The organism is Campylobacter anatolicus, assembly GCF_018145655.1.
GTDB lineage: Bacteria > Campylobacterota > Campylobacteria > Campylobacterales > Campylobacteraceae > Campylobacter_A > Campylobacter_A anatolicus.
The window spans coordinates 270,573-290,979 of the sequence record NZ_JAGSSY010000001.1 but is presented as its reverse complement, the minus strand read 5'-3'; the positions used below and the strand labels follow the sequence as shown (position 1 = coordinate 290,979).

The window sequence follows — 20,407 nt, the reverse complement described above, 5'->3', positions numbered from 1 at the left end:
ATGGCAAAGAAGAATAGTTTAGGTCGTGGACTTAGTGCGATATTTGAAGATGTTGAAAATGCTTATAAAAAAGAATTTGCTAGTTTGGATAAAAACTCTGATATGGTTGAAGAGATAGCCATCGCTGATATATTGCCAAACCCATATCAACCACGTCAGTACTTTGATAAGGAGGCGTTAAAAGAGCTTAGTGAGAGTATAAAACGTCATGGACTTATCCAGCCTATAATAGTTATAAAAAAAGATGACGGATATATGCTAATTGCCGGTGAGAGAAGATACCGAGCGACAAAGATGTTGGGGCAGAGCCATATAAAGGCTATAGTAGCGGATATGAGTTCACAAAATTTACGTGAGATAGCCCTTATTGAAAATATACAACGTGAAAATTTAAATCCTATTGAACTCGCAAATTCTTACAAAGAGCTTATAAATGAATATAAAATAACTCAAGATGGTTTATCAAGCATCATACATAAAAGTAGAACTCAGATAACAAATACAATGCGTCTACTTTTGTTAAGCGAACAAACACAGCAACTACTGCGTGAAGATAGACTAACACAAGGTCATGCTAAGGTCATTGTTGGGTTAAGTGTAGATGATGAAAAGATGGTGGTTGATACTATTTTAGGGCAAAAACTAAGCGTTAGAGATACTGAAAATCTAGTTCAAAAATTAAAAAATAATACAATAGAAAAAAAGCGAGTTACAGCTATTGCTAAAGAGTATAGTGATGGATTAAACAGATTAAAAGATGTGCTTGATGGATTAAAAATCAAATCAAAAATCAAATCAAAAAAGTTGATTTTAGAGTTTGAGAGTGCTGAAAATATAGATAAATTTATAAAGATACTCAAATAAGTTTTTAAATTTAATCTTATTTTTTACTAAAGTGTTGTAAAATACGGACTAATTTTTATTTTTTAAATGAAACTTAATATAAATAAGGAGAGTTGATGTTAGAGATAGATTTACCTTTAGTAATCTTGACTACTGTCGTTTTCTTGGCTCTTATTGCTATCTTAAATCCTCTACTTTATAAGCCTATGCTTAAATTTATAGATGACAGAAATGCCTCTATAAAGAGTGATGAGGAGATCACTAGCAAAAATGCAAGTGATTTAAGTATGTATGAAAAAGAGATAGAAAATATTATCTTGAATGCTAGGGCGGAGGCAAATAAGATAAGGCAAGATGCACTAAATTCAGCAAAAGAGATTGCAGCTAAAGAGATTGCAGCAAAAAAATCTATGCTTGAGAGTGAGTATAATGAATTTTTAAGTTCACTTAATTTACAAAAAGAGCAGCTTAAGGCTGATTTAGTATTAAAAATGCCTGAGTTTAAGTCTGCACTAAGTGCAAAACTATCCAAAATTTAAGGAGATAGAGTGAGGTTTAAAATTTTATTTTTATTAGTTTTACCTATATTTGCTCTTGCTAGTGATTATAGTGGCACGAACTACGATATAGTTGAGAGAACGCTTAACTTCTTGCTATTTTTTAGCATATTAGCATACTTTGTTGCAAAGCCATTAAAGCAGATGTATCAAAATAGGATAGATGGCATTGCAAATAAACTTGAAAGTATCCAAGAGAAGCTTCGTGCTTCAAAGGCAAAAAAAGATGATGTTTTAAGGCGTGTTGAAGAGGCGAAGGTCAGTGCGAATTTTTTGATTGAGACGGCTCGTGTTGAGGCTACAAATTTAGCTACAAAGATCAAAAAAGAGATGGAACTAGAGATAGCAAATTTAGAAAAAGGTCTTAAAGAACAAAAAGAGTTTGAAGAGCGAAAGATGACAAAAGGTGTTGTTAGCGATATGTTAAATGATATTTTCGCAAATGATGGCTTAAAATTTGATCAAAAAGAGCTTATAAACATAATGCTTAAAAAGGTTAGCTAATGAATGAAATCGTTTCAAAAAAGTATGTAAAAGCAATTTTTAATGATACAAACCTTGATCTAAACTTATTTATAGCAAATTTAAGTGAGACAGCAGTTGCTTTTAGTATTGATAAATTTAGAAATATTATAAATTTGCCAACCCTAAAAACTGCCCAAAAGATTGAATTTATCTTATCTTTAGTAAACAACCCAAGCTCTGAGTTTAAAAATTTTATCAAACTTTTGGGAGCAAACAAAAGACTAGAACTAGTGCCTACGATACTTAGTGAGATAAAGATGACGCAGTCGCTAAAGCAAAATATTTATAGTGGTAGCGTTTATGCAAGCGTCGCTTTAGATAAAGAGCAATTAAGCGTTTTGGAGGATAAATTTTCAAATCGTTTTGATGCAAAAGTTAGACTTGATGGTGAGGTAAATGGCTATAATGGCGTAAAAATTGAGCTTGATGAGCTTGGTGTAGAGGTAAATTTCTCTATGGATAGACTAAAAACACAGATTAGCGAATATATATTAAAAGCAATTTAAAAGGAGTAAAAGCGTGAGTGCGAAAATTAAAGCTGACGAGATTAGTGCAATAATCAAAGAGCGAATCGAAAATTTTGATCTAAGCGTTGATATTGAAGAGACTGGCAAAGTCATATCAGTTGCTGACGGCGTTGCAAACGTTTATGGGCTGAAGAACATTATGGCTGGTGAGATGGTTGAGTTTGAAGGCGGAGAGAAAGGTATGGCTCTTAACCTTGAAGAGAGTAGCGTTGGCATCGTTATTCTTGGCAAAACAAGTGGTATAACAGAAGGAAGTTCTGTTAAAAGACTTAAAAAACTTTTGCGTGTGCCAGTTGGCGATGCACTTATCGGACGTGTCGTAAATTCACTCGGTGAACCAATAGATGCGAAAGGACCGATTGAAGCTAGTGAAACTCGCTTCGTTGAAGAGAAGGCAAAGGGCATTATGGCTCGAAAATCAGTCCACGAGCCACTTCAAACAGGTATTAAGGCGATTGACGCACTTGTGCCAATTGGTCGCGGACAGCGTGAGCTTATCATCGGTGACCGCCAAACCGGCAAAACAACTGTCGCTATAGATACTATTATTAATCAAAAAGGTCAAGATGTCGTTTGTATCTATGTTGCTATCGGACAAAAGCAATCAACAGTCGCACAAGTCGTTAAAAAGCTAGAAGAGTATGGTGCGATGGATTATACCATTGTTGTAAATGCTGGTGCATCTGATGCTGCGGCACTTCAATACCTAGCACCTTATGCTGGTGTAACTATGGGTGAGTATTTTCGTGATAATTCACGCCACGCACTCATCATATATGATGATCTTTCAAAACATGCCGTTGCATATCGTGAGATGTCGCTTATCTTACGCCGCCCACCGGGTCGTGAGGCGTATCCAGGCGATGTTTTCTACTTACACTCAAGACTTCTTGAACGTGCAAGCAAGTTAAATGACGCACTTGGTGCTGGTTCGCTTACAGCTTTACCTATCATTGAGACTCAAGCTGGAGACGTTTCTGCGTATATTCCAACAAACGTTATCTCTATTACAGATGGTCAAATTTTCCTTGAGTCAGATTTATTTAACTCAGGTATCCGCCCAGCGATAAATGTTGGTCTTTCGGTGTCTCGTGTTGGTGGTGCAGCTCAGATAAAAGCAACTAAACAAGTTTCAGGAAATTTAAGACTTGATTTAGCACAATACCGTGAGCTTCAAGCGTTTGCTCAATTTGCAAGTGATCTTGATGAGAGCTCAAGAAAACAGCTAGAGCGTGGTCAAAAGATGGTTGAAGTATTAAAACAGCCACCATACTCTCCATTGCCAGTTGAGAATCAAGTTGTTATTATATTTGCAGGTTCAAAAGGCTATCTTGATGATCTGGCTACTTCAAGTGTTACTAAATTTGAAGCTGAGCTTTATCCATATATAGAGGCTAGATATCCTGAAATTTTTGAGCAGATTAGAAACAAAAAAGTTTTAGATAAAGAGATAGAAGAGCTTTTGCATAAGGCATTAAAAGACTTTAAAGCGACTTTTTCGGTTGCATAAGGCTAAAATATGTCAAATTTAAAAGATATAAAACGAAAGATCAAAAGCGTTCAAAACACACAGAAGACGACACGTGCAATGAAGCTTGTTTCTACTGCCAAACTTAGAAAGGCAGAAGAGGTAGCACGTTATTCTCGTGTATATGCAGTTAAGATCAACGAAGTTTTATCAGAGATAGCTTATAAGATAAATCAATACGCATCCGTTGTAAGTGAGAGTAAATTTTTTGACGTTAAAGAGGATATACAAAAGGTTGATATTATCTTTGTTACCGCTGATAAAGGGCTTTGTGGTGGCTTTAATGTTCAGACCATCAAAACAGTTAGACATATGATAAGTGAGCTAAAGGCTAAAAAAGTAAAGGTGCGTTTACGTGCAGTTGGTAAAAAGGGTGTTGAGTTTTTCAATTTTCAAGGAGTTGAGTTACTTAAAACTTATATAGGAGCTAGTTCATCACCAACTTATGAAAAGGCACAAAGTATCATAAAAGACGCAATCGATGACTTTATCAATGGTATAACCGACAAAGTCATACTTGTGCATAATGGCTATAAAAATATGATCTCTCAAGAGATAAGAGTGAATGATATAGTTCCTATTGAGCCAACAAAAATAATTAGCATTGAGACAAATTCTTTAATGGAATTTGAGCCAGAAGATAACTACCCTGTAATCTTAGACGAGTTGCTTAAAAAATACGTTGAGTATAGTATGTATTATGCAATGATCGATTCGCTTGCTGCTGAGCATAGTGCGAGAATGCAGGCTATGGATAATGCAACAAATAATGCAAAAGAACGCGTTAAAGATCTAAATCTTGCTTATAATAAAGCAAGACAGGCATCTATTACCACTGAGCTTATAGAGATTATCAGTGGTGTTGAATCAATGAAATAAAAGGAGAATTGATGAAAGGTATAATTTCTCAGGTAATGGGTCCAGTTGTCGATGTGGATTTTGATAGTTACCTGCCGAAAATTAACGAAGCGATCGAAGTTTTTTTCGATGTTGAAGGAAGAAAGCATAGGCTGATTTTAGAAGTTGCTGCCCATTTGGGGGATAATCGCGTTAGAACTATCGCTATGGATATGAGTGAGGGTCTTACTCGTGGTCTTATAGCCACTGCACTTGGTACTCCGATAACTGTACCTGTTGGCGATAAGGTTTTAGGTAGAATTTTTAACGTTGTCGGCGATCTTATAGATGATGGCGAAGGTATAGAATTTGATAAAAAATGGTCTATTCACCGAGATCCACCACCGTTTGAAGAGCAAAGCACAAAGAGTGAAATTTTTGAAACTGGCATAAAAGTCGTAGATCTTCTTGCGCCTTATGCAAAAGGTGGAAAGGTTGGATTATTTGGTGGTGCTGGTGTTGGTAAGACAGTTATTATTATGGAACTTATACACAATGTTGCATTTAAACACAGTGGCTACTCTGTATTTGCTGGTGTTGGTGAGAGAACTCGTGAGGGTAACGACCTTTATCACGAGATGAAAGAGTCAAATGTATTGGATAAAGTTGCCTTATGCTATGGACAAATGAATGAGCCACCGGGTGCAAGAAACCGTATAGCACTAACTGGTCTAACAATGGCTGAGTATTTCCGTGATGAGATGGGGCTTGATGTTTTGATGTTTATTGATAATATATTTCGTTTCTCTCAGTCTGGCTCAGAGATGTCAGCACTTCTTGGGCGTATCCCTTCAGCAGTTGGTTACCAGCCGACACTTGCGAGTGAGATGGGTAAATTCCAAGAGCGTATAACATCAACTAAAAAGGGATCTATCACATCAGTTCAGGCTGTTTATGTTCCAGCTGATGACCTTACAGACCCAGCTCCTGCGACTGTTTTTGCTCATCTTGATGCGACAACGGTTCTAAACAGAGCTATTGCAGAGAAGGGAATTTATCCTGCGGTTGATCCACTTGATTCAACATCGCGTATGCTTGATCCACAAATTTTAGGAGAGGATCATTATAAGGTAGCACGTGGCGTACAAGCGGTTCTTCAAAAGTATAAAGATTTACAAGATATTATCGCTATCCTTGGTATGGATGAGCTTAGCGAAGAGGATAAAGTAACTGTTGATAGGGCTAGAAAGATAGAGAGATTCTTGTCTCAGCCATTTTTTGTTGCAGAGGTATTTACAGGTAGTCCTGGCAAATATGTAACACTAGAAGAAAGTATAGCTGGATTTAAGGGAATTTTAGAAGGCAAATATGACCATCTTCCAGAGGCAGCATTTTATATGGTCGGAAATATTGACGAAGCACTTGCTAAGGCAGAAAAACTTAAGGCTTAAATTTAAAAGGAAGCGTGATGGATAAATTACATTTAGAAATAGTAACTCCTCAAGGTCAAATTTTTTCAAATGACGTGAGTAGTGTAGTGCTTCCGGGTAGCGAAGGCGAATTTGGTGTTTTGCCAAATCACGCCTCTTTAATTTCTTTGCTAAAAGCAGGTATTATCGATATAGAAGATAAAGATAAAAATCACGATATAGTTGCTATAAATTGGGGATATGCTAAGATCGATGAAGGCAAGGTGGTTATTTTAGCCGATGGTGCGGTGTATGTAGCTGGAAATAGCGAAAGTGAGTTAGCAAATTCTTTAGATAAAGCAAAACGTTTGATAGAGAGTATGAGTAGTGATACAAATGCATTTGCTGCAACTATCGCAAAGATGGAAAATATGGTGAAAGCAAAATAAAGTGGCTGGAATAGATCTTTTTTTAAATTACATTCAAAGAAGTAGTTTTATAACTATTGTTGTTTTGATTTGGCTTTCTATATATTTTATAGTTAGTTTTACTATACTTTTCTCGCGTATGGCTGGCATGAATGCATGGAAAGCACGAGAGCAAAATGCTCTTGAGTCCTTGATAATGGGTGCTAAAAATATCCCGAATAGCTCATCATTAAGTAAATGTGCATCTACTAAGCCAACGCGAGATAAACTAAATGTCTGCATAAGCGTAGCTGAGCAAAATGCCACTGGTGGACTTACTTGGCTTAGTATTATCGCGTCTACATCGCCATTTATAGGACTTTTTGGAACGGTTATATCGATACTTGAGACATTTTCACAGCTTGGTAGCGGAGCAAATTCATCTTTGGGTGTTATAGCGCCTGCTATATCGGAAGCATTGGTTGCGACTGGAGCAGGAATTTTTGTCGCCATTCCAGCATATACTTTCAACTTGCTCATTAAGCGTAAGGCATATGAAGTGATGAGTGTCATAGAGCGTCAAGCAGATGTGATATTGACACTTAAAAAAGATGATGAGTAGAGTTAATGGCGTTTAAATTTGTTGATGAGAAGCCAGAGTTAAATATTACGCCATTGGTTGATATTATGCTTGTGCTACTTGCTATTTTGATGGTAACGACACCAACATTGGTATATCAAGAAGAGATTGCTTTGCCTGATGGCTCAAAAAGTAAGGTATCAACGGCGAAACAAAAAGATCTGATAGTGTATATAAATATCGATAGAAAAGTCAGGATAGAGCAAAGCGTGATGAGTTTGGCTGAATTTCCTGACAATATAGCTTTAATGAGCGTCAAATACGATAAAACTATGCCTATTTATATCAAAGCGGATAAAAATTTAAAATACGATGACGTAATGTTTGTGCTAAAAACTCTTAAAAATTCAGGATTTAACAAAGTAGCCTTAGAGACCAACGGATAATATGCCAAATAATATTAAATTCCCAACTATTAGCTCATTTTTTGTAGCTTTGTCTATATATTTATTAATAATTTCTGTAGTATTTTTAAAGCTGATATTTTTTACAGAACCGGCTAAAAAATATACTGATGATAAAGATGCTTTTATGGATATTGTAGTTGTTGAAAGCGAAGTAGCAGAAAGCGTGAAGGCACTAGAGCAAAAAAAAGAGATAGTCAAAGAAAATAAGCCTGAGCCTACAAAAGAGCAGGAAGAGGAGAAAAAGGAGACAACAAATAAGCCAATAGTGCCTGATGAACCGTTGCCGACTCCTAGTATCCCAATTCAGTCAGAATTAGCCAAAGTCCCGCCTCCGACTAAAGAGCCAGCAAAAGAACAGCCAAGACCAGAGCCTAAAAAAGAAGAACAACCAAATATCAAGGACCTTTTTAGTGCTATTGATACATCAAAGCTTAAAAAAGATAGCGGTATAACAAAGACACAACCAAAAGAGCAAAGCCGAAAAAAAAGCGAAGAATCAAGCTCAAAAAGTAGTAAGCAAGCAAGCGATATAGTAAAAAGCCTTAAGCTTGATAGTACCGCAAAAGCACCAAAGTCGCAGATGACTGGAACATATAATCCACTAATGGGTGCAATACAAAAGCAAATTCAAAGAAAGTGGCAGAGCTATAGAGCAAATTCAAATAATATAGCTAAGATAAAAGCCATCATAGATATGAGTGGAAATTTTAGCTATGAAATTTTAGAGCTTTCGTATGATATCGAATTTAATGATAAGGTTAAAGAGTGTTTGGAGCGTTTAACGGCTGAAAAATTTCCATTTTCAGCTAATGAAAACATATCTTTAAATGTAAATTTAGAAGATAAATTAGAATAAAACAATGGAGTAGAAAATGAAAAAGATCATTCTTTTTTTATGTTTGGCATTTGGGCTTTATGCCGCTGATGCTACGATATCTGTTATAAACCAAGGCATCGCACTACCAAAGATAGCTTTGCAAGATGCGACAACAGCAATAGGTGATGTAAATCTTAAAGATAAATTTTTTAAGATTATGCTTGGAGATTTAAAGGTTAGTTCGGATTTTGAGATTATAGAAGAGCACGTGCTTTCGACATATGAAGGCTCACCTACTACAAATACAATGAGCGATAAGGGTGCAGAGCTCATACTAAGATACGCACTTGAAAGCTCAGATGGCTCAAATTTAAATCTAAAAGTAAAACTCATAAATGCTAAAACGGCAACTACAAAATATGAGAAAATTTATTCAATGCCAAGTGATAAGTATCCATTTTTAGCACATAAAAGTATTGTTGATCTTACAAATGAACTAGGATTACCGCCTGTTGGCTGGATGGAAAAATTTATAATTTTATCAAAATATACATCAGCACGCCAAAGCTCTATAATAGTAGCAGACTATACTTTAACATATCAAAAGACGATAGTCAGCGGTGGGCTTAATATATTTCCAAAATGGGGTGGTGCAGATCAGAGTAAATTTTATTATACAGCCTACATCGATGGCAATCCAACATTATTTAGATATGATCTAAATAATGGCACAAAAACAAGGATAATAAGTAGTCACGGTATGCTTGTCGCTTCTGATGTTAGTAAAGATGGCACAAAGCTACTTTTGACAATGGCACCAAAAGACCAACCAGATGTCTATATTTATGATATAAACTCAAAAAATTTAACACAGATTACGAATTTTCCTGGCATCGATGTTAACGCAAATTTTGTTGATGGCGATAAAAAGATTGTGTTTGTTTCAGATAGACTTGGTTATCCAAATATATTTGCAACTAGTATAAATAATGGTGGAATAGTCGAGCAGATGGTGTTTCATGGAAAAAATAATAACTCTGTTAGCACATTTGAAAATTATATAGTCTATTCAAGTCGTGAAAGCACTAATGAAGCTGGAACTTTTAATATATATTTAATCTCAACACAGACAGATTTTGTTCGTCAGTTAACAGCAAGTGGTAAAAATAACTATCCGAGATTTTCTAGTGATGGACAAAGCGTTGTCTTTATTAAGCAGATGGGTGGACAAAGTTCGCTGGGTATCATTAGATTAAACGAGAATAGAAGTTTTCAATTTCCATTAAAAGTTGGCAAAATTCAGTCAATTGATTGGTAAAATTTAGAATTTTGTGATATAATTCGAAGTAAATTTTTTAAAAGGATAATGTATGAGAAAAGTAGTTATGGCGAGTGTTGCTGTTGCAGCTCTATTATTTAGTGGTTGTAGCGACAAAAAACCTGAGGTAGATATGAATGCTAATACAAACGTATCAACAAATATGCCTTCAACAATGAGTGATGCAGATAGATTAGCTGCACTTATTGCTAATATCGAGAGTCAAGTTAAAAATGTATATTTTGACTTCGATAAATTTAATGTAAGAGCCGATCAGCAAGGTGTTGTAAGTGCGAATGCTTCAGTATTTAACCAAGTAGATGCCCAGGCGTTATCAGTTAAAGTTGAAGGCAACTGTGATGAGTGGGGAACAGACGAGTATAACTATGCACTTGGTCTAAAACGTGCTAAAAGTGTTAAAGATGCTCTAGTAAGAAATGGTGTAAATGCTGATAGAATCGCAGTAGTTAGCTTCGGTGAGAGTAATCCAGTTTGTACAGATAAAACTAAAGTTTGCGATGCTGAAAATAGACGTGCAGAGTTTAAAGTTCTACCATAACATATTAATGAATAAAAAGTTTATTTTTGTGGCTCTTTTTGGGGCCACACTTTCATTTCCGCTTATCGCTCAAGAGACTTCCGTTTTTGATGCTGGTAATCTAAATAGTGCTAATCCTTATGGACTAACGGACAGTGAAAAAGCACTTTTAAATAACAAAAGAAACGTCCAAAATATACAAGCAAATATGGATAGTGTATCTGAGCAGTTACAAGGTATGCAAAGCCTTATTGAAAGCTTAAGTTTAAGAATGAGCAAACTTGAACAGCGTGTAAATGATATAGAGCTTAAGATAAATGGTGAAGCTGGTGAAGCTGGGACAAATTTAGCTTCACTTAAAGCATATGTCGAAGAGACCAGGGCCATACAAGATAAAAACTACAAAAATATAAATGCTACATTAAATAAGCTTGGTGCAATGATAGATAACAAAGAGGCAACCAAAAGAAATATCAAGTCAAAAGCAACAAGTGATTCAAGCTCAAAGTCAAATTTTACAGGCAAAAATAGTGCTGATATCATGTCTGATTCAATCAAGCTTTTAAACTCAGGCAAAACGTCTGAAGCCGCAGAGGGTTTTGAATATCTGATAAAAAAGGGATATAAGCCATCCACTTCAAATTATTACTTAGGTGAAGTAGCCTATAAACAGAAGTCATATAGCACTGCTATCGGGTACTATCAAAAGAGTATCGAAGGTAATGACAGGGCTGATTATACACCAAAACTTTTATATCACACAGCTATAAGCTTTGATAAGATCGGAGATACTGCAAGTGCAAATCGCTTTTATAAGGCTTTAAAAGTCGGTTATCCTGATAGTAAAGAAGCCAAAGCATCTCCAGATAGAAATTAATCAAAATTTAGAAGTAAATTTAATCTTTTTTAGATATAATCTCACAATATTTAATAAAATTTTTGAGGAGAATATGTGAGTAAAGATCAAGTTATAACTATGTTTTATGAGTTAAAGGACGCTACAACTGGCGAAATTTTAGAATCAAATATGCAAAATGGTGGAGAAATTTCATTCATCACTGGTCGTGGACATATTATACAAAAGCTAGAGGAAGAGGTTAGTAAGCTAAAAGCTGGAGATAGAACTACTATAAATATCAAAGCTACTGAAGGTTGTGGTGAGTATAATAAAGAGGCTGTTCAATCATTGCCTAAAGAACAGTTTGCAGGCATAGACTTGCACGAAGGTATGGAACTTTTTGGTCAAAATGAAGACGGCTCAAGCGTTCGTGTCATAGTAAAAACTATTGGCGATGATGAAGTTGTTGTGGATTTTAACCACCCATACGCTGGTAAAGACTTGTTATTTAATGTTGAAATTCTAGAAATTAGAGAGGCCACGGAGGACGAAAAGGCTACTGGTATGGTTGCTGGAACACATACTTGTGGTTGTGGCGGACACGGACATGATCATGATGATGGCGGTTGTTGCGGTGGACATAGGCATCATCACCATGACGATCATGGACATAGTAGTGGTTGTTGCGGAAGACATCATCATTAAGAGTATATGATGGGATATGCATTTATCTTTGCAGGACAGGGTTCGCAAAGTGCTGGCATGGGACGAGAATTTTATGAAAATTTTAGTGTCTGCCGTGAACTTTTACAAAACGCTAGTGAGTATTTAAGGATAGATTTTGAAAATTTACTCTTTAGTGAAAACGAAAAGCTCAGCATTAGCGAATTTACTCAACCAGCTATTGTTTTAAGCTCCCTTATGGCTTATGAAGCGTTAAAGCAGAGCTTAAATTTAGAGCCTAAATTTAGCCTAGGGCATTCACTTGGTGAGTTTAGTGCATTAGCTGTAAGTGGTGCATTTAGTTATTTTAATGCATTAAAGATTGTCAATTTACGCGGGCGTTTTATGCAAGAGACGTGCGAAGGCAAGGATGCTGGTATGATGGTAGTACTAGGACTTAATGACGCTTTAGTAGAGCAAATTTGTGCCGATGCAAGAAAGCAAGGCTTACAAATTTATGCAGCAAACTACAACTGTGATGGACAGATTGTTGTGGCTGGAGTTAGAGCTGATTTGGCTAAATTTGAGAGCATTTTTAAAGAAGCTGGTGCAAAACGTGCAATGCTTTTAAATATGTCAGTTGCTAGCCACTGCCCGATACTAGTATCAGCAAGTGAGCGATTGGTCGTAGAGCTTGAAAAAAATTTAGCTGATAGTTTTGCTCCTGTTATTTCAAACGTAAGTGCGAAAGTTTACACGAGCAAGAGCGATGCTTTAAATTTATTAAAAGATCAGCTAGTAAAACCTGTGCTTTATAAGCAGAGTATAAAGACCTATGAAGACGGCATAGAGTGCTTTATAGAGCTAGGTACAAATACGCTAAAAGGAATAAACAAAAAAGTAACCGACAAGCCGACATTTAGTATAACAGATATGCCAAGTCTTGAAGAAGCGGTTAAAAATTTGGAGAGTAGATGATAGCGATACTGAGTGCAATGGATGAGGAGATAACACCCGTTTTAGAGCGTGTTGGTGCATATAAGACGATACAATATGCACAAAATAAATTTTATCTAGCCAACTATCACGGTAAGAATTTAGTTCTTGCATATTCAAAAATCGGTAAGGTTAATGCTGCTCTTACGGCTGCGATTTTAGTTGAGAAATTCAGAGCTGAAAAGCTACTTTTTACCGGCGTTGCAGGTGCTTTAAACAATAACTATAAGATAGGCGATCTTATGTATGCTACAAGTTTGGTTCAGCACGATCTTGATATAACAGTTTTTAAACATCCTTTTGGTTTTGTTCCGGGCATAGAAATTTTTGCAAAAAGTGATGAGAGCTTAAATGCCCTTGCTGTTGATATTGCAAAGGAACAGGGTTTAAATTTAAACAGCGGTATCATCGCTACAGGCGATCAGTTTGTATGTGATAAAGATAAAAAAGAGTGGATAAAGCATACTTTTAACGCTGATGCTGTTGAGATGGAGGGGGCGAGTGTAGCCCAGGTATGCACTCAGCTTAGCATACCATTTTTCGTGCTTCGTGCGATCAGTGATGAAGCTGGTGGAGGTGCTGAGTTTGACTTTGATGAATTTTTGCAAAGTTCAGCTAAAGTCAGTGCAGACTTTATGTTGGCGATGGTTGAAAAGCTATGATAGATCTTAGTAAAAAGCTTTTAAGTATTGTTGGTAAAACGAATGCCAGATATAAGATGATTCAAGGTGGAGATAAAATTTTGCTTGGACTTAGCGGTGGCAAGGATAGTTTGGCTCTCGCTCACGTTTTAAAGCATATGCAGTGTGTAACACCTAAAAAATTTGAGTTTAAGGCTGTAACTTTAAGTTATGGAATGGGCGAAGATTATGCGTATCTTACTGAACACTGTAATAGTCATGGTATAGAGCACGAAGTCATAGATAGCTCGATATTTGAGATTTCAAAGGATAAAATTCGTAAAAATTCCAGCTTTTGTAGCTTTTTCTCGCGTATGAGACGTGGCTATCTTTATACTTATGCACTAAAACATGGATACAATAAACTAGCGATTGCACATCATTTAGACGATGCTGTAGAGAGTTTTTTTATGAATTTCACATACAATGGAGCACTTCGTACACTCGCACCAAAGTATATGGCTAAAAATGGCATAGAGGTCATTCGTCCATTTATCTTTGTGCGTGAGAGGGCTTTACATGAAAATGCCGTGCGTAATGAGCTTCGCGTTATCGGAGATGAGGCTTGTCCTGCGATGAGATTTGACGTTAAGATGCCACACGCCAGATATGAGACCAAACAGCTGCTGGCACAACTTGAAAAGCAAAATCCAAAACTTTTCACATCACTTAAAGCAGCCTTTGAAAATATCCATCTAAGTACGTTTTTTGATGAAAAATTTAGTGTATAAATTACTATGATTAATGGCTTAGATACATAAAAAGATAAAATTTTAGTTTTTGAAATGAAGTCAATTTTTTACTTATAGGGAAGCTATCTTAAAAGTGTTAGGCTCTTCCCTCTCAAAAATTAACGTTTATAACAAAAAATTAAAATATACTTTTATTATATAAAACCAAATAAATATTTTAAGATTATAAATTTAAAAAGAAAAATTTATAGTGACTATCTTGCTTACACAAAAATAAATTATATTAATGATAAAATCTCAAATTTTAAACAAAATCATATTGCTAACTAACGCAAATAAAAAGAGAACTCGCAAGTTGCTAAAATTTCATAATATTTTTCATCTATTTTCACATATTTATTGTAATTATAGTGGTAATAAATATAAAAATTTATAAATCATTTTAGCTTTAATTCAAACAATATTATAGTTTTTGAAAATGATAATAATGAGATAAGAAATGCAGTTTTTGCAAATATACCAAGAAAAAATATTATAAAAGTTTAAAAATATAGAAATGATTATTTGCATAAAAATATTATTGGTTATTATGGTTTGGAGTATGTAGGATATGGGAAATCAAATAATCCAGATTTTATAAATGTGTTAAAAAATACATAGATGACATATATGCAAAAAATGTAAATGTCGACAATTGCTTACAGGCATTGTTAGACGTCGGTTATAATATTTTTATACTATAGCAAAAACTATTAAAAAAGGATAATAGGTGAAATATACAAATAATACTTTAAATATATAAAGATATAGGTAATGCTTGAATATTGAAAAATTATAAAAGCAATATGGGCGACAGAGACTTAATTTATCTTTTTGATAAGAAAGGATTAAAATTAGATATTGATAAATTTGTAGACAAAAAGATGAAATTAAATATAAAATAGAACTCTTGTCTGATTGTATTGATGACTACATTGCATTTGGAGATGAAAATTTCTGTGTAAAAATAGAAAATAATGAGAAAAATTCTATTTTTTGTGATACAAAAAAGAGTGCAAATAGAAATAGTAATGCTATATCATTGAGTGAATTTCCTGTGGTTTTGTTTTATAAAGGAGACTTGAGTTTGCTAGAAAATGATATAAATATGCCATTATTGTACTAACGACACTTGGTGCGGATATTGAAAAGTTAGAAAGTGCCGTTGTTGCAGAGTTTGCTAAATATAATGCTGTTATAGTTAGTGGACTGGTTATTGGATGTGATACAATAGCACACAAACAAGCTATCAAAAATAATGTAAGCACGATAGCAATATTGCCAAGCACCTTAAAAATATCATACCAAAAGAAAATAATGAACTTGCAAAGGATATAGTATTAAATGGAGGGTTATTAATAAGTGAATACTATCAAGATGCACGATCAAAGCAAGAACAGATAGCTAGATTTATAAAACGTGATAGATTACAAGCTATGTTTAGCGATATGGTCGTATTAAGTGCTAGTTATTCTAAAGAAGATACGTTGATGAATAAGAAACTTGATAGTGGTTCTCGTCACGCAATGCAAAAGGCAAAAGAGTATGAGATAAAAAGAGCAGTGATGTATGATAGAAATTTAAGCTATACGCAGGAATTTAATCTAAACACCGAGATAATAGAATAAGAAAAGCAAAAGCTTAGGATACTCAAGATTTCTGATATTAATAGGACATCATGTAATTTTAAAATTTTTGATGATACTAATACAAAAAAAATAGTGTATGCTTTTGTTAAATTTTTAAGATATTAAAACCCATCTAAAATAATTTTATAAAGTGTATTTATATCATCGTCATCAAGCTCTATAGTGCTTTTTGTGTCAAATAAATTTTCTATCTTCGTTCTATAAAATTTGCTCTTATTTAGACAGTGCGGATGCGATGGTAGAAAGCCACGTGTGAGCGAGACGATATCATAGATCGGCTCATCGCAAACAAAACACTCAAGCTCAGAATGCAATCTCCCTTCAAACTCTAAGATTTTGATATAACTTTCAATGATAAGACGTTTAGGGTTGGCTAGTTCAAAGCATTTAGCACACAGATCAAGCTCGTTAAAATAAATTTCATCTATACTATCCACATCTTTTAAGTGTTCGTAGAGCAATCGCATAAGTTGTTGCCAGATGATGAGTCTATCTCGATCTATCAGCCATTTATAGCCAAGATGCATAACATTTTTAAGCTGCGGTAGGAAATTTGTATTTTCTATAAGCTCAAAGTCGATCTTATATCCAGTCATCACGCTAGAATGCCTTGCTCCATAAAATCGGTAAGATTTAACCAAATATTGTCGCGTGAGTATATAAACGATTAGATCTTCGTCTTTGACCTTTTGTGTGCGTATGATAAAGCCTTGCATCTAAGCAAAAAATCCCTTTATAAGATCACGCATAATATTAGTGTTATTAATGTGATTTATCTCATTACGAAATGCTGTTGCACCCTCATGTCCTTTGCTGTATTGATGTAGGTGTTTGCGAAATATATTTGCCCCATGTTCGCCATAGTGTGCGATCATCGCATCAAAATGTGCCAAGATTATCTCACGTTTTAACTCATTACTAACACTTGTGCCATTTTTGATCTCAGCAAATATCCACGGGTTGCCTATGCTTGCTCGTCCTATCATAATCGCATCGCAGTTTGTTATTTTTAAAATTTCATTAGCATTCTGTGCGTTTATATCACCATTTGCGATGACAGGGATCTTTACATTTGCTTTTGCTTGAGCTATTGCATTATAATCAACCACGGCACTATATCCACCAGCCTTAGTGCGTCCGTGTATCGCAATGTAATCGGCTCCTGCGTCTTCACAAGCTTTTGCAATTGCAATTTGGTTTTTGTCATTAAATCCAAGCCTAATCTTCACGCTCGTAGAGCTTTTATTTGATGTCTTTTTTATAGTCTCAACTATGCGTTTTAGATGATCTAAATCATTTAGTAATGCCGATCCTGCACATTGTTTTATGACCTTTGGCACTGGACAGCCACAGTTTAGATCTATGCCGTCAATACCATCAAATTTATTTATAATTTGCACTGCTTTTTTGATATTTTGTATATCATTTCCAGCGATTTGGACGATATATGGTATCTCATTTGGAGATTTTTTGACCATTTCAAGTGTCTTTGCACTACTTTCATATACAAGAGCGTTTGCACTTATCATCTCACTTATAGTAACGTCGCAACCAAATTTTTTCACTACACTACGAAGTGGCAGATCTGAAAAACCTGCCAAAGGTGCTAAAAATAGTGGCTTTTTACTAAAATCTATCATTTAAAAAATATTGATGTTGATACGTTTTTGCCACTATCTCGTAAAAATATAAGTGTTTTTAGCTCTTTAAAGTCATCAATGTCGCTATTATCTAGTGCTTCCCTGGCTTGATCTAGCATTTGTAGCTCATAAAGTGCGTATATATAAGCCTCGTCTGCATCAGCGTGAGTATTTTTAAGCTTTTCAAATATACTCATAAATGCATCAGGTTTTAGCTTATTTTTTAGCATAATTGCCGCTTTTGTGTATTGTGCTTTTGTCATCTTGGCATCGTCTAAAAGCTCATAAATTTCATCAGGGCTTATATCCATCTCATCATTTATAAAACGATTTAGCACGAGCATTCTCTCATCTGCACTCATATCTGAATTTAGCTTTTTTATCTCTGTGTAAGGGGCGATTTTTAGTAGTTTATTAAATGCTGTGCGAGATAAAACATCGTTTAGATCGTTTGAGTTTTTTAAAATTTCCATATAATAATTTGGCAATTTTTCTATCTTGTTTAGCTCATTTTGCACACTTAAAGCATTGTCTTTTGGTAATTTAAATTTTTTAAGATCAACCACTTCGCCATTTTTGATGTTTCTTATTATTTGTATTATGTTGGCTATATCGATATTTTCTACACTTAAATCTTTGTAATTACCCCAAGGTGATAGCACTTTAAGAGTTTGAGAAGCAGTTTTGAAAAGATCGGTTTTAAACTCTTTGTTTGACTCTAGTCCAAGTAAAATTTCTTTTATCATATCATTATAGAGCTGTTTGTCTTTTTTGATGTTTTGTTTATTTCGATATATATTAAAACTATTAAAAAGCATATGAAATAGTGCAAGTAGTGCAAAAACTATTAACGGTAACACGACCCACGCGGCGATCGGCATTGTCATTGAAAATCCTAAAATTTCAGGTGACGAATACTCAGTGTTGTTAAGCGAATAGGTTAAAATTCCAACCAAACATATATACACGATAGAATAAATAAGAAATTTTCTCGTTTTCATACCATTCCTTTAAATTTTAGATGTTTTTTCTACGATCTCTCTACACGTTATACAGTATCTAGCATGTGGCTTGACTTTTAGACGAGCTATACCTATATCCTCTTCGCACATTTCGCATATCCCATAAGTCTTGTTTGCTATTTTGTTTAAAGATGTATCTATTTCGTTTAGCTCAGCTCTTTGTTGTGTAGATATTGATTGTTCGATTAGTTGATCTGTGTTTATCGAAGCTATATCAAACTCATCACTAGCACCACTATCACGAAGCCCGCTGACTTCACGAGAAGCGTCGTCTATATTTTTTTTGATTTGATTTTTTCTCTCTTCAAGAAGTTTTTTGAAAAATTCTAACTCATTTTGCGTCATTTGATTCCTTATTTGTGATATGGATGGTTTGCGTTTATGCAAAGCCCTCTAAAAATTTGCTCAAAAAGTACGAGCTTTGCTATCTTGTGGGCTATTGTCATTTTGCTAAGACTAATGACTCTTTGCATCTTTTGCTTTAGCTCATCGCTAAGCCCATAAGCTCCACCTATAAAAAAATTTATTTGAGCGTTATTTTCAAAAATTTTGGCAAATTTATAGCTATCTAGCGACTCTCCACGTTCATCAAGTGCGATGCAAAAACCTTTTAAATTTGGCTCATAAACTTCATTGTAGGCACTTAACGCCTCTAAACGTCCCAAGGTTTGTGCCTTTGCTATCTTGTCGCTAAATATAATCTTATCGTTTATATTAGCAAATTTGGCAGACATTTTTATATACTCTTTTATCTCATTTTCAAAGATATCTGCACGTGATTTTTGTATACTAAATACAGAAATTTCCAACGACTTAACCTTTGCTCTTTAGCTTCAGCTCAAACGGCTTATTGTTTGATTTTTCGTAATCATCCAGATCTAATTGAATTTTACTATCTTTGATGGTATTTTTTTGTTTGTTATCAAGCAAATTGAGCATATCGCTTATAAATTTTTTATGCTCATTTCGTGGCACGATAGCATCTATAAGCCCATGTTCTAGCAAAAACTCAGATCTTTGAAAGCCTTCTGGTAGATCTGAGCCGATAGTTTGCTTTATAACGCGTTGCCCAGCAAATCCTATGAGGGCACCAGGCTCAGCAATAATAATATCGCCCAACCAAGCAAATGAGGCACTTACGCCACCCATAGTCGGATCTGTAAGTATCGATATATAAGGTACTTTTGCCTCATCAAGTAGTTTAAGTGCAGCCGAGGTTTTAGACATTTGCATAAGTGAAAAGGTACTCTCTTGCATTCTTGCACCGCCAGATGCACTTATAATTATAAGTGGCTCTTGCTTTTTGATAGAGCGTTTGATTGCACGAACGATCTTTTCGCCCTCTACCGAAGCTAGTGAGCCACCCATAAAGTTAAAGTCAAAAACAACAAGTTGAATGTTAATTCCATTACATTTGCCTTCACCGCATATCACGGAGCTAGTTCGTCCAGTTTTTTCTTTGCTTTCGGTTATACGTTTTTTATATGATTTTTTATCTACGAAATTTAACGGATCGGTTGGTTTTAAATTTGTATTAAGCTCTACAAAACTGCCTTCATCACATAGTAAATTTATACGATCAATAGGCTTTAATCTCATATGATAACCACATTTTGGACATACGTTAAAACACGCTTCAACCTCTTTATAATACATCAATGAATGGCAACTATCGCATTTTACCCAATGCGTCGGTGCCTCTTCTGGACGTGGTTGTGCTTTTCTTATTTTAGAAAATATATCAGAAAAATTCATATCTAACCTGCTCATTAAGAAAAATTGCTCGATTATATCTAAACTTCACCTTATTTTTTCTTATATGGAGATTTTTAGTA

Annotated in this window: 26 protein-coding genes and 1 pseudogene; 20 read left to right on the top strand and 7 right to left on the bottom strand. The window is 34.9% G+C overall.

Annotated features, from left to right (window positions below):
• The 18 genes from KDE13_RS01475 (at position 1) to KDE13_RS01390 (ending at position 14,261) form a co-directional block, all read left to right on the top strand.
• Positions 1-864: a ParB/RepB/Spo0J family partition protein gene (locus tag KDE13_RS01475; RefSeq protein WP_212140167.1), complete on the top strand. Its 864-nt coding sequence runs from the start codon at positions 1-3 to the stop codon at positions 862-864.
• Positions 865-959: 95 nt separating this feature from the next.
• Positions 960-1,382 (top strand): FoF1 ATP synthase subunit B', encoded by a 423-nt coding sequence (locus tag KDE13_RS01470; RefSeq protein ID WP_212142661.1) that lies wholly within the window; start codon positions 960-962, stop codon positions 1,380-1,382.
• 9 nt (positions 1,383-1,391) lie between these two features.
• Positions 1,392-1,904, top strand: a complete 513-nt coding sequence (locus KDE13_RS01465) for a F0F1 ATP synthase subunit B (protein ID WP_212142660.1) — start codon at positions 1,392-1,394, stop codon at positions 1,902-1,904.
• Positions 1,904-2,431 (top strand): F0F1 ATP synthase subunit delta, encoded by a 528-nt coding sequence (locus KDE13_RS01460; protein WP_212142659.1) that lies wholly within the window; start codon positions 1,904-1,906, stop codon positions 2,429-2,431. Before KDE13_RS01465 ends, KDE13_RS01460 begins: the two co-directional genes overlap by 1 nt.
• 13 nt (positions 2,432-2,444) lie before the next feature.
• Entirely contained in the window at positions 2,445-3,962 is a 1,518-nt protein-coding gene (atpA, locus tag KDE13_RS01455; protein ID WP_212140171.1) for a F0F1 ATP synthase subunit alpha, read from the top strand.
• Positions 3,963-3,971: 9 nt separating this feature from the next.
• Positions 3,972-4,859 carry an ATP synthase F1 subunit gamma gene (gene atpG / locus KDE13_RS01450; RefSeq protein ID WP_212142658.1) on the top strand — a complete coding sequence of 296 codons (888 nt, stop codon included), beginning with the start codon at positions 3,972-3,974 and terminating at the stop codon, positions 4,857-4,859.
• An 11-nt stretch (positions 4,860-4,870) separates the two neighbouring features.
• On the top strand, positions 4,871-6,268 hold the full coding sequence (atpD, locus tag KDE13_RS01445; protein ID WP_212141716.1) for a F0F1 ATP synthase subunit beta: 1,398 nt from the start codon (positions 4,871-4,873) through the stop codon (positions 6,266-6,268).
• Between the two features lie 17 nt (positions 6,269-6,285).
• Positions 6,286-6,675, top strand: coding sequence for an ATP synthase F1 subunit epsilon (gene atpC, locus KDE13_RS01440; protein ID WP_212140174.1), 390 nt, complete (start codon positions 6,286-6,288; stop codon positions 6,673-6,675).
• A gap of 1 nt (position 6,676) precedes the next feature.
• Positions 6,677-7,255: a MotA/TolQ/ExbB proton channel family protein gene (locus tag KDE13_RS01435; protein WP_212140175.1), complete on the top strand. Its 579-nt coding sequence runs from the start codon at positions 6,677-6,679 to the stop codon at positions 7,253-7,255.
• Between the two features lie 5 nt (positions 7,256-7,260).
• On the top strand, positions 7,261-7,659 hold the full coding sequence (locus KDE13_RS01430; RefSeq protein WP_212140176.1) for a biopolymer transporter ExbD: 399 nt from the start codon (positions 7,261-7,263) through the stop codon (positions 7,657-7,659).
• Position 7,660: 1 nt separating this feature from the next.
• Positions 7,661-8,536, top strand: a complete 876-nt coding sequence (locus KDE13_RS01425) for a TonB C-terminal domain-containing protein (protein ID WP_212140177.1) — start codon at positions 7,661-7,663, stop codon at positions 8,534-8,536.
• Positions 8,537-8,552: 16 nt separating this feature from the next.
• Positions 8,553-9,815 (top strand): Tol-Pal system protein TolB, encoded by a 1,263-nt coding sequence (tolB, locus tag KDE13_RS01420; RefSeq protein ID WP_212140178.1) that lies wholly within the window; start codon positions 8,553-8,555, stop codon positions 9,813-9,815.
• Between the two features lie 52 nt (positions 9,816-9,867).
• Entirely contained in the window at positions 9,868-10,374 is a 507-nt protein-coding gene (locus KDE13_RS01415) for an OmpA family protein (RefSeq protein WP_212141720.1), read from the top strand.
• A gap of 7 nt (positions 10,375-10,381) precedes the next feature.
• Positions 10,382-11,230: a tetratricopeptide repeat protein gene (locus tag KDE13_RS01410; protein WP_212142657.1), complete on the top strand. Its 849-nt coding sequence runs from the start codon at positions 10,382-10,384 to the stop codon at positions 11,228-11,230.
• A 75-nt stretch (positions 11,231-11,305) separates the two neighbouring features.
• Positions 11,306-11,896: an FKBP-type peptidyl-prolyl cis-trans isomerase gene (locus KDE13_RS01405; protein WP_212142656.1), complete on the top strand. Its 591-nt coding sequence runs from the start codon at positions 11,306-11,308 to the stop codon at positions 11,894-11,896.
• 9 nt (positions 11,897-11,905) lie between these two features.
• Positions 11,906-12,832, top strand: coding sequence for an ACP S-malonyltransferase (gene fabD, locus KDE13_RS01400; protein ID WP_212140182.1), 927 nt, complete (start codon positions 11,906-11,908; stop codon positions 12,830-12,832).
• Complete coding sequence (locus tag KDE13_RS01395) at positions 12,829-13,512, top strand: 5'-methylthioadenosine/adenosylhomocysteine nucleosidase (RefSeq protein ID WP_212140183.1); 684 nt, start codon at positions 12,829-12,831, stop codon at positions 13,510-13,512. Before fabD ends, KDE13_RS01395 begins: the two co-directional genes overlap by 4 nt.
• Positions 13,509-14,261 (top strand): tRNA 2-thiocytidine biosynthesis TtcA family protein, encoded by a 753-nt coding sequence (locus tag KDE13_RS01390; RefSeq protein ID WP_212142655.1) that lies wholly within the window; start codon positions 13,509-13,511, stop codon positions 14,259-14,261. The genes KDE13_RS01395 and KDE13_RS01390 overlap by 4 nt, the downstream gene beginning before the upstream one ends.
• 1,034 nt (positions 14,262-15,295) lie before the next feature.
• Here the strand turns inward: KDE13_RS01390 and KDE13_RS09475 are convergent.
• Positions 15,296-15,550 carry a hypothetical protein gene (locus tag KDE13_RS09475; protein ID WP_229204322.1) on the bottom strand — a complete coding sequence of 85 codons (255 nt, stop codon included), beginning with the start codon at positions 15,548-15,550 and terminating at the stop codon, positions 15,296-15,298.
• Here KDE13_RS09475 and KDE13_RS09775 point away from each other — a divergent pair.
• Both KDE13_RS09775 and KDE13_RS09470 read left to right on the top strand, forming a co-directional pair.
• A pseudogene (locus KDE13_RS09775) lies at positions 15,459-15,691 on the top strand (DNA-processing protein DprA); the annotation flags it as partial. The gene KDE13_RS09475 and the pseudogene KDE13_RS09775 sit on opposite strands and share 92 nt — an antisense overlap.
• A 60-nt stretch (positions 15,692-15,751) precedes the next feature.
• Complete coding sequence (locus tag KDE13_RS09470; RefSeq protein ID WP_229204103.1) at positions 15,752-15,889, top strand: hypothetical protein; 138 nt, start codon at positions 15,752-15,754, stop codon at positions 15,887-15,889.
• Positions 15,890-16,011: 122 nt separating this feature from the next.
• Here the strand turns inward: KDE13_RS09470 and recO are convergent, their stop codons facing one another.
• From recO to accD, 6 genes are read right to left on the bottom strand one after another with little or no spacing between them, the layout of a single operon-like run.
• Positions 16,012-16,626, bottom strand: a complete 615-nt coding sequence (recO, locus tag KDE13_RS01375) for a recombination protein RecO (protein WP_212140187.1) — start codon at positions 16,624-16,626, stop codon at positions 16,012-16,014.
• Entirely contained in the window at positions 16,627-17,550 is a 924-nt protein-coding gene (locus KDE13_RS01370) for a tRNA dihydrouridine synthase (protein ID WP_212142654.1), read from the bottom strand.
• Entirely contained in the window at positions 17,547-18,551 is a 1,005-nt protein-coding gene (locus tag KDE13_RS01365) for a LapA family protein (RefSeq protein ID WP_212142228.1), read from the bottom strand. The genes KDE13_RS01370 and KDE13_RS01365 overlap by 4 nt, the downstream gene beginning before the upstream one ends.
• Before the next feature lie 9 nt (positions 18,552-18,560).
• Positions 18,561-18,917 (bottom strand): RNA polymerase-binding protein DksA, encoded by a 357-nt coding sequence (gene dksA / locus KDE13_RS01360; protein ID WP_212142653.1) that lies wholly within the window; start codon positions 18,915-18,917, stop codon positions 18,561-18,563.
• Between the two features lie 8 nt (positions 18,918-18,925).
• Positions 18,926-19,381, bottom strand: coding sequence for a 23S rRNA (pseudouridine(1915)-N(3))-methyltransferase RlmH (locus KDE13_RS01355; protein ID WP_212142229.1), 456 nt, complete (start codon positions 19,379-19,381; stop codon positions 18,926-18,928).
• A gap of 4 nt (positions 19,382-19,385) precedes the next feature.
• Entirely contained in the window at positions 19,386-20,327 is a 942-nt protein-coding gene (accD, locus tag KDE13_RS01350; protein ID WP_212142652.1) for an acetyl-CoA carboxylase, carboxyltransferase subunit beta, read from the bottom strand.
• Between the last annotated feature and the right edge of the window lie 80 nt (positions 20,328-20,407).